At 58.8% G+C, this 13,741-nt stretch carries 12 protein-coding genes and 1 pseudogene; all 13 read left to right on the top strand.

Features of this window, described 5'->3' with window-relative positions; all coding sequences use genetic code 11:
* The first annotated feature begins 5 nt into the window (after positions 1-5).
* Positions 6-383 carry a DUF971 domain-containing protein gene (locus JOD69_RS08000; RefSeq protein WP_086134567.1) on the top strand — a complete coding sequence of 126 codons (378 nt, stop codon included), beginning with the start codon at positions 6-8 and terminating at the stop codon, positions 381-383.
* Positions 384-488: 105 nt separating this feature from the next.
* On the top strand, positions 489-1,238 hold the full coding sequence (gene ubiE, locus JOD69_RS07995; RefSeq protein ID WP_077728851.1) for a bifunctional demethylmenaquinone methyltransferase/2-methoxy-6-polyprenyl-1,4-benzoquinol methylase UbiE: 750 nt from the start codon (positions 489-491) through the stop codon (positions 1,236-1,238).
* 5 nt (positions 1,239-1,243) lie between these two features.
* Positions 1,244-1,897 (top strand): SCP2 sterol-binding domain-containing protein, encoded by a 654-nt coding sequence (locus JOD69_RS07990; protein WP_077728850.1) that lies wholly within the window; start codon positions 1,244-1,246, stop codon positions 1,895-1,897.
* Positions 1,898-1,910: 13 nt separating this feature from the next.
* Positions 1,911-3,533 (top strand): ubiquinone biosynthesis regulatory protein kinase UbiB, encoded by a 1,623-nt coding sequence (gene ubiB, locus JOD69_RS07985; RefSeq protein ID WP_077728849.1) that lies wholly within the window; start codon positions 1,911-1,913, stop codon positions 3,531-3,533.
* 354 nt (positions 3,534-3,887) lie between these two features.
* Positions 3,888-4,301: pseudogene (locus tag JOD69_RS07980) on the top strand (thioredoxin family protein); the annotation flags it as partial.
* A 147-nt stretch (positions 4,302-4,448) separates the two neighbouring features.
* The gene (locus tag JOD69_RS07975; protein WP_240502418.1) at positions 4,449-5,666 is read left to right on the top strand and encodes a phosphoglycerate kinase; all 1,218 of its coding nucleotides are present in this window, start codon (positions 4,449-4,451) and stop codon (positions 5,664-5,666) included.
* Positions 5,667-5,925: 259 nt separating this feature from the next.
* Positions 5,926-6,219, top strand: a complete 294-nt coding sequence (rpoZ, locus tag JOD69_RS07970; protein ID WP_077728847.1) for a DNA-directed RNA polymerase subunit omega — start codon at positions 5,926-5,928, stop codon at positions 6,217-6,219.
* Between the two features lie 52 nt (positions 6,220-6,271).
* Complete coding sequence (locus JOD69_RS07965; protein WP_077728846.1) at positions 6,272-8,488, top strand: RelA/SpoT family protein; 2,217 nt, start codon at positions 6,272-6,274, stop codon at positions 8,486-8,488.
* On the top strand, positions 8,463-8,849 hold the full coding sequence (locus tag JOD69_RS07960) for a RidA family protein (RefSeq protein WP_086134568.1): 387 nt from the start codon (positions 8,463-8,465) through the stop codon (positions 8,847-8,849). The genes JOD69_RS07965 and JOD69_RS07960 overlap by 26 nt, the downstream gene beginning before the upstream one ends.
* 15 nt (positions 8,850-8,864) lie before the next feature.
* The gene (gene recG, locus JOD69_RS07955) at positions 8,865-10,949 is read left to right on the top strand and encodes an ATP-dependent DNA helicase RecG (RefSeq protein ID WP_086134569.1); all 2,085 of its coding nucleotides are present in this window, start codon (positions 8,865-8,867) and stop codon (positions 10,947-10,949) included.
* A 296-nt stretch (positions 10,950-11,245) separates the two neighbouring features.
* Entirely contained in the window at positions 11,246-12,031 is a 786-nt protein-coding gene (gene panB, locus JOD69_RS07950) for a 3-methyl-2-oxobutanoate hydroxymethyltransferase (protein ID WP_077728843.1), read from the top strand.
* Positions 12,032-12,183: 152 nt separating this feature from the next.
* Positions 12,184-12,765 carry a chorismate lyase gene (locus JOD69_RS07945; RefSeq protein ID WP_240502407.1) on the top strand — a complete coding sequence of 194 codons (582 nt, stop codon included), beginning with the start codon at positions 12,184-12,186 and terminating at the stop codon, positions 12,763-12,765.
* Positions 12,762-13,649 (top strand): 4-hydroxybenzoate octaprenyltransferase, encoded by an 888-nt coding sequence (gene ubiA / locus JOD69_RS07940; RefSeq protein WP_077728841.1) that lies wholly within the window; start codon positions 12,762-12,764, stop codon positions 13,647-13,649. Before JOD69_RS07945 ends, ubiA begins: the two co-directional genes overlap by 4 nt.
* The last annotated feature ends 92 nt before the right edge of the window (positions 13,650-13,741 follow it).

Below are 13,741 nucleotides of genomic sequence, written 5' to 3'. Positions count from 1 at the left end.
CCGCCATGGCTGCGCCCCTGCCCACCGAGATCAAGCTCCATCAAAAATCGCGGGTACTCGAAATCGCGTTTGAAGACGGTTCCCGCTTCGAACTGCCCTGCGAATACCTGCGGGTTTATTCGCCGTCCGCCGAGGTTCGTGGCCACGGACCGGGCCAGGAGATCCTCCAGCTCGGGAAAGAGGATGTCACCATCACGGCGATCCGGCCGGTGGGCAATTACGCCATCGCCCCCAGCTTCAGCGACGGCCACGATAGCGGGATCTACACTTGGGAGATGCTGTACAATCTGGGCGTGCATCAGGCGGAACTCTGGAACGAGTATTTGAAAAAACTGGAGCAAGCGGGATACGAACGTCGAACCGAGGCGCTTCGGAGCCGATAAAGGCGCCGAGAAGGTGATTTAGATCACGTCCCGATCCACGCTGAAGTATAAGATCAACACATATCTCGCCAGGCGATCATCAAGAAACCATCCGGCCACTTACGAATGAACGATCAAAAAACCACCCACTTCGGCTTCCGTGAGGTTCCCGCGAACGAAAAGGCCAGAATGGTCAAGGCCGTATTCGACTCGGTCGCGGGCAAGTACGACGTCATGAACGATCTCATGTCTTTGGGTATTCACCGGATTTGGAAACGGATCGCCCTGCAGCTGAGCCACGTGCGCTCCGGCGAAAAGGTTCTGGATCTTGCAGGCGGCACCGGAGACATGACGTCTCTCTTCCAGAAACGGGTCGGTCCGAACGGCCGTGTCGTTCTTTCCGACATCAATGCCGAGATGTTGAAGCGCGGCCGCGACCGGCTGATCGACGAGGGCGTGGTCGACAACGTCAGCTATGCGCAGATCGACGCCGAAAAGCTGCCGTTCCCGGACAATTATTTCGATTGCGTCTGCATCGCGTTCGGTCTACGCAACGTAACCCACAAGGAGGTCGCGCTTCGCTCGATTCACCGCGTCTTGAAGCCGGGCGGGCGGGCGATCATCCTGGAATTCTCCGAAGCGCAGGGGGATCTGTTCAAAAAGGTCTACGATCTCTACTCGTTCAAGGTCCTGCCGATGCTCGGCAAATTCATTGCCAACGATGCCGAAAGCTACAAATATCTGGCCGAGTCCATCCGGATGCATCCCAACCAGGAAAAGCTCAAGCAGCTGATGCTCGAAGCCGGTTTTGAACGTTGTGAATACTTCAACCTGACCCACGGCGTCGTCGCCGTCCACCGGGGCTATAAGGTCTGACCGTGATGGCTCGTCATCCGGTGTTGGCCGGTATTCTTGCCGAAGCGCTGGAGCGTGCGGTCGCGCACTATTTGAGCCTGGATTCAGGCAACAGAGAACTACTGGCCCCGATCGCGGGCAAAGTCATCGAGCTTCGACTGCATCCGTTCGAGCTGTCGATTTATTTCTGCCCGACCGATTCGGACGTACAAATTCTCGGCGATTTCGGCGGCCGGCCGGACGTTACTCTGGCCGGTTCGATTCCGGCCTTTGCCAAGCTCAGGTTCGGCGAACCGGCCAGGCAACTCCTCTCTTCCGGCGACATCGAAATCGACGGCGACATGGACACGGCGCGCCGCTTCCAGGCGCTGTTCGAGAAGCTGGACGTCGACTGGGAGGCCCACCTTGCCCAATATACCGGCCGAGCCTTCGCCTCCGCCTGCTTCGACCTTGTTCGCTCGGGGCTCGGTTGGACCAAAGATTCCCTGAACACCTTAAGACTCGATCTTGCTGAATATTGGCAGGAAGAAAGCCGGGAATTGCCGGCGCAATTCGAGGCTGACGCCTTTTACGCCGAAGTCGACCGGCTTCGCGCCGATTTCGACCGCCTCAAAGCCCGGATAGAGCGGCTTCGGTGCTCGCTGCCGTCTGATTCCTCGTCTTCCGAATCCGCTGCCTAGGAACATCTCGCCCGTGATTCGACCGAAACAGATCCGGCGTTTGCTGCACATTCAACGCGTGCTGGTGCGTCACGGCCTGGACGAATTGGTGCTGGCCACTCACCTGTTTCGGCCGATCCGCTTTGTCGGCACCCTTTCCCCGAACTATTGGCTGGGCGCCAAAGACGAACCGCGCGGCGTTCGGATCCGCCGAACGTTGGAAGACTTGGGTCCCATTTTCGTCAAATTCGGCCAAACCCTGTCCACCCGCCGGGATCTCCTGCCGGACGACATCGCCGAAGAATTGATCAAGCTTCAGGACCGCGTGCCGGCTTTCCCCGGCAGCGATGCCAAAGCCATCGTCGAGCAGGCATTGGGACAGCCGGTCAGCCTGGTTTTCGCCGAATTCGAAGAGACGCCGCTCGCTTCGGCCTCGGTGGCGCAGGTACACGCCGCGCGGCTGCACGACGGTCAGGATGTAGTGGTCAAGGTGCTTAGACCCGGCATCGAAAAGCAGATCCGCTCGGACATCGCCTTGCTGTACGAGTTGGCTCGGCTCGCGCAGCGCTTCTGGAGCGACGCCAAGCGTCTTCGGCCGATCGAGGTCGTCGCCGAATTCGAAAAGACCATTCTGGACGAACTCGATCTGGTCCGTGAAGCGGCCAATGCCGCCGAGATGCGGCGCCGTTTCGAGGATTCCGAGATACTTTACATTCCCAAGGTCTATTGGCCGTACACGCGGCGGCAGGTCTTGGTCATGGAACGCATATCGGGCATTCCGGTCGGCGACGTGGAAACCTTGAAACGCGAAGGCGTCGATTTCAAGCTTCTGGCGGAACGAGGAGTGGAAATCTTCTTCACGCAGGTGCTGCGGGACAGCTTCTTCCATGCCGACATGCACCCCGGCAATATCTTCGTCACGCCGCCCGCTCAGTACATTGCCGTCGACTTCGGCATCGTTGGGAGCATTTCACGGGAAGACAAGCGTTACGTCGCCGAAAATCTTCTGGCCTTTTTCAACCGCGACTACCGCCGTGTCGCGGAGATGCATATCGAATCGGGATGGATTCCCAAAACCACCCGCGTCGAGGAATTCGAGTCCGCCGTACGCGCCGTGAGCGAACCGATCTTCGAAAAACCGTTAAAGGACATCTCCTACGGCCATTTGTTATTGCGGCTGTTCCAGGTGGCCCGCCGCTTCGATATGGAAGTGCAGCCGCAACTGGTGCTGCTCCAAAAAACCCTGCTGAATATCGAAGGACTCGGGCGCGACCTCTATCCGGACCTCGATCTTTGGCAGACCGCCAAACCATTTCTGGAACGTTGGTTCAAGGACGAAATGGGACCCAAAGCCGGCCTGAGAAAAATCCAGTCGCAGCTTCCGGAATGGGCGGAAAGCTGGCCCGAGATGCCTATGCTGATCCATCGGATGCTGGAAAACGCGGCAACCGGAAAGCTGACGGTGACTTTCCAGTCGCGGGAACTCGAACAGATCCATCGGGAAATCACCCAGAACCGGCGGCGCACGCTGACCGGAATCACCGGCGGCGCCCTTGTCATCAGCGCGGCCGTCCTGTCCGGCTCCGCCGCCTCGCTGACCGTCGCCGGAATAGCCGGCGCTTTGGGCGTACTCCTTCTCGTCGGCGCCTGGCTTTAACGAACGATTCAGCATGGCGGCGGGTTTGTCGGCCTACGAGCTCTGCGTCACCGAGTAGGTCCGGAATCCTTCCCAATCGCAAACGGTCGCTTTAGTCGCGACCCTTCCAATCGCAAACGGTTGCCTTAGCCGCAACCCTTCCAATCGCAAACGGTCATCCGGGGAAGGGGCTGACCGGCGCTCCCGGCCAGGCCGTTTGCGATTGGAGCGTCGAACCGATCCTTCCAGGAGCACCGGAGCCGCCCTTCCCGACATTCGCGGGACGGTAAGCGGACGACTGGATTCGATTTCTTTGTTATGATTTCAGCCATTTTCATCGATTTTCACTTATAACGTATAAGAAGGAAGATCTCCATGGCGCGCACAGAAACCCCGGTTTGTGATTTCGGAAAAAAGGCACACAATTTCGCTCTGCCTGGCGTGGATGGGCAAATCTGGACTCTGGAAAAGTGCAAAGGCCCCAACGGCCTTTTGGTGATGTTCATCTGCAACCACTGTCCTTATGTGAAGGCCGTGCAGGACCGCATCGTGCGGGACGTCAAAGAGCTCAAGGAACACGGCATCAACGCCGTGGCCATCATGTCCAACGACCCGGCCGATTATCCCGAAGACTCCTTCGAAAACATGAAAATCGTCGCGGAGCAACTCGGCTATCCCTTTCCGTACCTGTACGACGAAACTCAGGAAGTGGCCAAGGCCTACGGCGCCGTCTGCACCCCGGACTTCTTCGGCTATAACAAGGATCTGGAGTTGCAGTACCGCGGACGGCTGGACGCCAGCCGCAAGGAAACCGCCCCGCCGGACGTCAGGCGCGAGCTGTTCGACGCCATGAAACAAGTTGCGGAGACCGGCAAGGGTCCGAAGAAGCAAATCCCGAGCATGGGCTGCTCGATCAAATGGCGGGAGCAGCCATCGATACCCAAAAAGACCGCTAAGAAGGCCGCTAAGAAGAAGCCCCTCGCTTTCAAGCGAATCACCGATCTCGATCTCGCCGGCAAGCGCGTTCTGATCCGCGCGGATCTGAACGTTCCCGTCAAGAACGGCAAAGTCACCAGCGACACCCGCATCCGCGCCAGTTTGCCCACGATCGAACATTGCTTGAGAGCCGGCGCCAGGGTCATGGTCATGTCCCATCTGGGGCGGCCGACCGAAGGCATATACACCGACGAATTCTCTCTGAAACCCGTGGCCGATCGCATGACCTGGCTGCTCGGACGCAAAGTGCCCCTGGTGAAAGACTGGCTGAACGGCGTCGACATGCACCCGCGGGAGGTCGTTTTATGCGAAAACGTCCGATTCAACAAGGGTGAGAAAAAAGACGACGAAGCGTTGGCCAAGAAAATGGCCGCTCTCTGCGATATCTACGTGATGGACGCCTTCGGCACCGCGCACCGCGCCGAAGCGTCAACCCACGGCGTAGGCCGTTTCGCGACAGAAACCTGTGCCGGCCTCCTGCTCGCTGCCGAGCTCGACGCTCTCGGCAAGGCTCTGGAAAACCCGGAGCGCCCGCTTTTGGCGATCGTCGGCGGCTCCAAGGTTTCCACCAAGCTGACGGTGCTCGACTCTTTGGCCGCCAAAGTGGACCAACTCATCGTCGGCGGCGGCATCGCCAACACGTTCATCGCTGCGGCAGGTCATCCGGTGGGCAAGTCCTTGTATGAAGCCGACCTGATTCCCGAAGCCAAACGCTTGATGGAACAAGCGAAAGCGGAAGGCGCGGAGATTCCGGTACCGACCGATGTGGTTTGCGCGAAAGAATTCTCCGATTCGGCGACAGCCACGATTAAAAAAGTCAGCAAAGTAGCCGAGGACGATTTGATCCTCGATATCGGGCCGGAAACCGCGGCGCGTTATGCGGAAATGATCAAAGCGGCCGGAACCATCGTCTGGAACGGGCCGGTGGGCGTATTCGAGATCGACCAGTTCGGCGAAGGCACCCGCACCGTAGCCATGGCTATTGCGGAAACCAAGGGTTTTTCCATCGCCGGTGGCGGCGATACGCTCGCGGCGATCGAAAAATACGGCATCGGCGATCGGGTATCATATACCTCGACCGGGGGCGGAGCTTTCCTGGAATTCCTGGAGGGCAAGATGCTTCCCGCCGTAGCGATGTTGCAGGAACGGGCAAAATAGTTCTTCGAGTTCACGGCGCGAAGGAGAGCGGCCGAAGCTGTCCTTCGCGCCTTGTTTTTTGGGCGATCTGAACCTTCCAGCCGCGTTGGCGGTCTGGATTAAGAATCCTTCGACCAAAACGCCCGATGGATCGGATTCCGCTTTGAAAAGCGGGTGTTCTGTACAAGAACCTTGCTTTTAGGGTAAAAGGGTTCCATAAACTATTTGTTTTTATTAAATTTTTCATTCAAAACGACTCTAAATCGAGGATACAGCAAACATGGCAAGAGTAACCGTCGAAGACTGTCTGGAACACGTCGACAATCGTTTTCAGTTGGTTTTGCTGGCAACCAAGAGAGCCCGCCAATTGTCCCGCCATCCGGACGATGCCAAGGTGCCGTGGGAAAACGATAAATCGACCGTCGTGGCACTTCGGGAAATTGCACAGGGCTTGATCACTCGCGAATATCTCACTGCGGCCGCGAAACAGGAGCGGTTCGCCATCGAGCGTCCGCCGGTACCCAATCCGCATGGCGCAGGCATGGGCAACCTTGAAGAGGACGATTTCGAGTAAGGCGAATCGGTACCTCAAACGCCGAAGAGCCGATACAAGAGCGCAGGCTGCCATGAACCAGCTTCTTCCCAAAGAAGTGACCGAACTGCCGAATGAAAAGCTTATTCGCAGGCTGTGCAGCATAGTCTCGGCCTATCTCGACGGAGCGCAGGTCGAGGAAATTTATCGCGCCTATCAGCTTGCCCTTTCCGCGCATGAGGGCCAATTCCGACTGACCGGCGAACCGTATGTGTGCCATCCCCTTTCGGTCGCCATCATCCTCGCCGAGATGCGCATGGACGCAAAAGGCATCATGGCGGCCATTCTGCACGACGTCATCGAAGACACCTCCGTCACCAAGGAGCAACTGCGAGAACAATTCGGAGACGAAGTCGCCGAACTGGTCGACGGCGTCAGCAAGCTGACCCAGCTCGACTGCAAATCGAGGGCCGAGGCGCAGGCCCAGAATGTCCGAAAGATGGTGCTCGCGATGGTCAAGGACCTCCGCGTGATCATGGTCAAACTGGCGGATCGGCTTCACAACATGCGCACCTTAGGGATAATGTCTCCGACGCGGCGCCGGCGCATCGCCCGCGAGACCCTGGACATCTACGCACCCATTGCCAACCGCCTGGGCATGAACGAGATGCGGCTGGAATTGGAAGAACTGGGGTTCTCCGCCATGTATCCGGTACGTTACCGCGTGCTGGAACAGTCGGTAAAGAAAGCTCGCGGCAACCGTAAGGAGGTGGTGGCGATCATCGAGTCGGCCATCACGAAACGACTGCAGGACGCCGGGCTGGTCAACTGCGAAGTAATCGGACGGGAGAAGCATCTTTATAGTCTCTATCAAAAGATGCGAATCAAGCATGTCTCCTTTTCCGGCGTCTACGACGTTTACGCCTTCCGCATCATCGCAGATGAGGTGGACGATTGTTACCGTGCCTTAGGGATAGTTCACAACCTCTATAAGCCGGTGCCTGGCCGCTTCAAGGATTACATCGCCGTGCCCAAGGCCAACGGCTATCAGTCGCTGCACACCGTGCTGGTCGGGCCTTACGGCCAGCCGCTGGAAATTCAGATCCGCACCCGCGCCATGCACCATCTGGCTGAATCCGGCATCGCGGCACACTGGCTGTACAAGAGCGAGCATGAACAGATTTCGACCAGCCAGACCCGTGCCCACGAGTGGCTGAGAGATCTTCTGGAAATCCAGAAGAGCGCCGGCGACTCGATGGAATTCCTGGACAATTTGAAGGTCGACCTGTTTCAGCAGGAAGTTTACGTCTTCACCCCCAAGGGCAAGATCACCAAGCTTCCGCGCGGAGCCACCATCGTCGACTTCGCTTACGCCGTGCACACCGATATCGGCAATACTTGCGTCTCGGCCCGAATCGACCGGGTACTCGCGCCGCTGCAAACCGTTCTCGAGAACGGCCAGACCGTCGAGATCATCACGGCGCCCTGGGCCCGCCCCAATCCGCTGTGGCTCAATTTCGTCGTCACCGCCAAAGCGCGCGCGGCCATTCGCAGCTATCTCAGGAATTTCAAGAAACAGGAGGCGGTCGCCCTCGGAAAACGTTTGCTGGAAAAGGAATTCGATGCCCAAAACATACGTTTCGAGGATATTCCGCGGGAGCGGATCGACGATTTGCTGAAGGCGCTCGAATTGCCGTCTCTCGAAGCCTTGCTGGAAGATATCGGGCTCGGCAACCGTTTGCCTTTCCTGGTCGTCCGCCAAATGGCGCAAGCCGACGCCACGTCGGAGACCACAGCCAACCAGGAAAACCTGCCAGCACTGTCGCCTCTGATCATCAAAGGCACAGAAGGCATGGTGGTCAACCTCGCCAAATGCTGCCGCCCGATACCGGGCGACCCCATCGTCGGATTCTTCAATCCCGGCAAGGGGATCGTCGTTCACCTCACCGAGTGCAAGAACGTCTCGGAGCTCAGAAAAAAACACATGAACTGGCTGGACGTGGACTGGGACAAACAAGCCAGCGGCGATTTCCCGGCGGTCATCCGTCTGGAACTGATGAACCAGGTCGGTACCCTGGCTAAAGTCGCCTCCACCATCTCCCGCATGCGCGCCAACATCGAAAACGTCCAGATCTCCAATCAGGACAGCCAGATTTCCACCGACATCATTACGTTGATGGTCAAGGACCGCGTCCATCTCGCCTCGGTCATGCGAGAACTGCGAAAATTATCGGTCGTTTTGAAAATTTCCCGCGTAAAGTCCGAACTCAGAAAGAAACAGAACCATGGCAAAACAAATTATTCAGACTGACCAGGCTCCCAAAGCGATCGGCACCTACTCCCAGGCCGTAAAAGTCGGCGACACGGTTTATCTGTCCGGCCAGATTCCGCTGGACCCCGCCACCATGACGCTGGTCGAAGGCGGCATGGACGTGCAGATCCGCCGCGTGTTCGACAACCTCAAGGCCGTGGCCGAGGCGGCCGGAGGCAGCCTTCGGGATGTCGTCAAACTGAATGTCTTCCTGACCGATCTCGCCCATTTTCCGCTGGTGAACGAAATCATGGCCGAATATTTCGCCGAGCCCTATCCTGCCCGCGCCGCCATCGGCGTGGCCTCCCTGCCGCGTGGCGCCGGAGTCGAAATGGACGCGATCATGGTTTTGGCGAAATAGGCGTCCCGCGACTATTTGGCTTCGCAAAACCGTTCTCTCGACGAGCTTCCGGTCGCCACCCTCAGGGGGGCGGGAGCGCAAACCCTCAAACGGCTGGAAAAGCTGGGCATTTCGACCGTCAGCGACTTGCTTTTCCATCTGCCGCTGCGTTATGAGGATCGGACGTCCGTCACCGCTATCGGACATCTGAAACCCGGCGGTCATGCGCTGGTGGAAGGCCGGATCGAACTCGCGGAAATCCTCCCAAAGGGCCGTCGCTCGCTGATTGTTCGGATCGGCGACGGCACAGGCTTTCTCGATCTGCGGTTCTTCCATTACACGGCGAAACAGCGCGAGCAGCTAACCCGCGGCAGGCGGCTGAGCTGTTACGGCGAAGTGCGGACGGGTTATGCCGGTCTGGAAATGACCCATCCCGATTACAAACTCATCGACGATACGGAGACCGATGTTCCCGAGCGCGCGCTGACGCCGGTTTATCCCTTGACCGAAGGCATCCATCAGAAAGCCATTCGCCGGCTGGCCGCACAAGCACTGTCCATGGCCGACGAAACCCGGCTTCCCGACTTATTGCCCGAGCCCTTGATCCCTTCGGCGAACCGGTTGCGACTCATGGACGCGCTTCGGCTTCTGCATCAGCCGCCCGCCGGCTACAACGAAACTTCGCCGCAACTCGCCGCCGCCCGTTCGCGCCTCGCCTTCGAAGAGCTGCTTAGCCATCATCTGAGCCTCGGGCGCTTCCGGGCCAAGATGCAGGCTCATCGAGCCCCGGTTATGGCGATCAATCGGGAGGCGGCGGACCGGTTTCTGCGCAGCCTGCCGTTCTCTCTAACCGCCGCCCAAAAGCGCGTGATTGCCGAGATCGAAGCCGATTTATCCGGTAACCGTCCCATGATGCGCTTGGTCCAAGGCGACGTGGGATCGGGCAAGACGGTGGTGGCTGCCCATGCCGCGCTGACCGCGCTGTCGTCCAACTACCAGGTCGGCATCATGGCTCCTACCGAACTTTTGGCCGAGCAGCATTTCCGAAGTTTTCGGCAGTGGCTCGAACCCTTCGGCATACAGATCGCCTTCTTGTCCGGACGCCTCAAGGGCGAAGCCCGGAAAGCCAAGCTCGACGCCATCGGTCGCGGCGCAGCCGGCATCGTCATCGGCACCCACGCCCTATTTCAGGAACAGGTGGCATTTCATCGCCTGGGGATCGTCATCATCGACGAACAGCACCGATTCGGCGTCCATCAACGGCTGGCGCTCCGCGAAAAAGGTCTGCATGATGGCTTGTATCCGCACCAACTCATCATGACCGCCACACCGATTCCGAGAACCTTGGCGATGCTCGGGTATGCCGATCTCGATCTATCGGTCATCGACGAGCGTCCGCCCGGACGGACTCCCGTCAAGACCGTGGTCATTCCGACCAGTCGCCGGGCTGAAATCATCGCCCGCATCACCGACTGGGCGTCCAAAGGAAGACAGGTGTACTGGGTTTGCACGCTGATCGAGGAATCCGAGGCATTGCAATGCGAAGCAGCGGAAAAAACCGCCGTCGTGCTCGCCGAAGCGCTTCCGGATGTTCGCGTCGCGCTGATACACGGGCGTTTGAAACCCGCCGAAAAGGAAGCCGTCATGTCAGCCTTCAAGGAAGGGCATTTCGATTTGCTGGTGGCCACCACCGTCATCGAAGTCGGCGTGGACGTCCCGAACGCCAGCCTGATGATCATCGAGAACGCCGAGCGCTTGGGACTGGCCCAGCTGCACCAATTGCGCGGGAGGGTGGGACGCGGTCCCGGCGAGGCGCATTGCGTCTTGCTGTACCAGCCGCCTCTGTCGGAAACCGCCAAACAACGTTTGGGTATCCTGCGGGACTCCGATGACGGCTTCGTCATCGCCGAAAAAGACTTGGAATTGCGGGGACCGGGAGAACTCCTGGGAACCCGGCAGACCGGCCAGGTCCAGTTCCGCATCGCCGACTTGTCGCGCGACGGACACCTCTTGGATGCCGTTGCTCAAACGGCCGCCATTCTGCTGCGGGATTACCCCGACCGTGCCGAACGCCTTATCCGGCGCTGGGTCGGTCATTCGGTGCAATATGCCGGGGCTTGAATGACTACCCGTACGGGGTATCGACGTTTTTCGAGATGCCATTACATTCTTCCGAAGCGGATACGCCGTGGCGAAACCCCATCTTATCCCCGCCTTGAGGGAAAATCGACCAACGAGATAAGAGCCTATCCAGGCCGTTCGCCCTGAGCCCTTCGACTTAGCTCAGGACAGGCTTGTCGAAGGGTCTGTCCTGAGCCGAGTCGAAGGGTTCTGGGACCTACCGGGATAGGCTCTAAGCACCCTGACGAAACGCTTGCGACGCCAGATACGAATCCGACACACCGGAGATGAAAGCCATGAAACTCAACGCAGAGTCCTTGAGACAAATGAAGTCGGTAAAGCCGATCCCGATGCTGACGGCTTACACCGCCCCCGTAGCCCGCTCTCTCGAAAAAGCGGGGATTCCGGTCATCCTGGTCGGAGACACGGTGGGGATGGTGGAAATGGGCTTCGACAGCACGCGCCATGTCACCATCGAGCACATGCAATACCATATCGGCGCCGTCCGCCGCGGCGCGCCGAATACGCATATCATCGGCGATCTTCCATACAACAGCGATCGCGATCCGGCCACGGCCCTGAATAACGCCAAACTGCTGCTGGACGCCGGCGCCGACAGCATCAAGCTGGAAGGTCCGAAGTACGACGTGATCGCTCATCTCGTTGCCAACGGAATCGACGTGGTCGGCCATACCGGATTGACGCCCCAGACGGCTTCCGACTTCCGACAGGTCGGAGGCAAGAAAAGCGACGCGGAACGCATCTTGAGCGAAGCGATCGACATCGCGGAAGCGGGCGCGTTCTTGGTGGTTCTGGAGCACATACCGGCAACCCTGGCGAAGACCATCACGCAGTCGATCAAGGTGCCCACCGTGGGAATCGGTGCCGGCGCATCGTGCGATGGACAGGTTTTGGTCATTAACGACGCGATCGGCCTGGGGGATTTCTGGCCGCCGTTTTCGAGACAGTACGCTTACGTTGGCAAAGCGATCGTCGATGTTGCCGAGCGATTCATGAAGGAAGTCGACGACGGAACCTTCGTGGACAATGTTCTCCACATGCGCGGTTCAAGGAAGAGATAGAGATAGCGATTTGTCCGACCGAAGCGGCCGCTCCGACCGAACCGCCGGAACAGAGGCGCAGCTAGGCAATTCCTTGCAGATGAATGTATCCGGCCGGTCAGGAAAACTCACGCGCTCTGCTAAAATTCGCGGTTTATTCTCGAGACCGACCATTGACGACACGCAGCCAACTTTTCCGCCGAGCACCGGACTGGTTTCAACTTGGAAGCAGTCAGCGCAGCCAGATCCCCGAAGGGCTCCATCCATGGCTTTTCGAAGCCGGCTCGCTGACCCGCCGGGTTCGCGGCCTTTGCGGCGGCGATTTTCGCCTCCGGGTGCTGCAGCAGGACTGGCTGAGGCCGTTTGCCGACGAATCGAGAGCGCTGAGACTTAGACCTTCGCGGGTCGCGTTGGTACGCGAGGTGGCTCTTCAATGCGGCGAACAGCCCCTGGTCGTGGCGCGCAGCATCATACCGGCAAGTATTCTCCGCGGCGCTCAGCGCCATCTGGCTTCTTTGGGCAACCGCCCGCTGGGAGAGATTCTTTTCTCCGACCCGAACCTGAAGCGGCTGGGGCTGGAATTGGCCGTCGTCGAAAGGGCGAAATGGCTACCGGAACGTTCCAAAGCTCTTGACTTCGCCGAATCGTCCGACCGAATCTGGGGTCGGCGCTCGCTGTACGCCGTCGCGCACGGAAACCTGTTAGTAGCCGAGTTTTTTCTACCTTCTCTGTTGAAGCGAGAAGCAAGCCTATGATCGACCAACCGACCTTCCGGCTGTCCAGCCGTCGTCTCGAGCTTTACTGGCGATTGATGCGTCTGGACAAGCCCATCGGCATCTTCCTTCTGCTTTGGCCGGCCCTGTGGGCGCTATTGATTGCCGGAAACGGCAAACCCGACGTCCTGGTGAGCTTCGTCATCGTCACCGGCGTCGTGCTGATGCGGGCGGCGGGCTGCGTGATCAATGACTACGCCGACCGCGACTTCGACCCCCACGTCAAACGCACCAAATTACGTCCGATCGCCGCCGGACTGGTGACACCCAAGGAAGCGCTTTGGCTGTTCGTCGTGCTGTGCCTGGTATCGTTCGGCCTGGTTCTACTCACCAACCCGCTCACAATCGCGCTGTCGGTCCCCGGCGCTTTTCTCGCCGCGTCCTATCCGTTCATGAAGCGCTACACCTATCTTCCGCAAGCCTATCTGGGACTCGCCTTCGGCTGGGCGGTGCCCATGACTTTCGCGGCCCAGACGGGCGGCATTCCGTGGGTCGGCTGGGAACTTTACTTCGCCACCATCCTGTGGGCTTTGGTTTACGACACGATGTACGCCATGGTGGATCGGGAGGACGATCTCAAGATCGGCGTCAAATCCACCGCCATTCTGTTCGGCGACATGGATCGGGTGCTGATCGGAATGCTTCAGGTCTTCGTGCTGCTGATTCTTTATTCGGTGGGAAGGCAATCCGGGCTTGGAATAGCCTATTTTCTCGGTCTCTTGGTCGCCGCCGGGCTGGCCGCCTACCAACAGTATCTGATCCGGGAGCGCGATCCCGCCGGCTGCTTCAAAGCATTTCTGAACAATCATTGGTTCGGCGCGGCGGTATTTTTCGGGTTGGTAGTCGACTACGTCTCCCGCCTTTAGAGCATTTTCCGATTCGGTGTCAGAGAGCCCGATAGGTAGGTCGGCAATCCCTTCCCAATCGCAAACGGTCGCTTTAGTCGCGACCCTTCCAA

The organism is Methylocaldum sp. RMAD-M (genome assembly GCF_017832375.1).
In the GTDB taxonomy this organism is placed as follows: domain Bacteria; phylum Pseudomonadota; class Gammaproteobacteria; order Methylococcales; family Methylococcaceae; genus Methylocaldum.
Note: the sequence above shows the minus strand (reverse complement) of the source record. Positions and strands in the feature narration are given on the sequence as shown.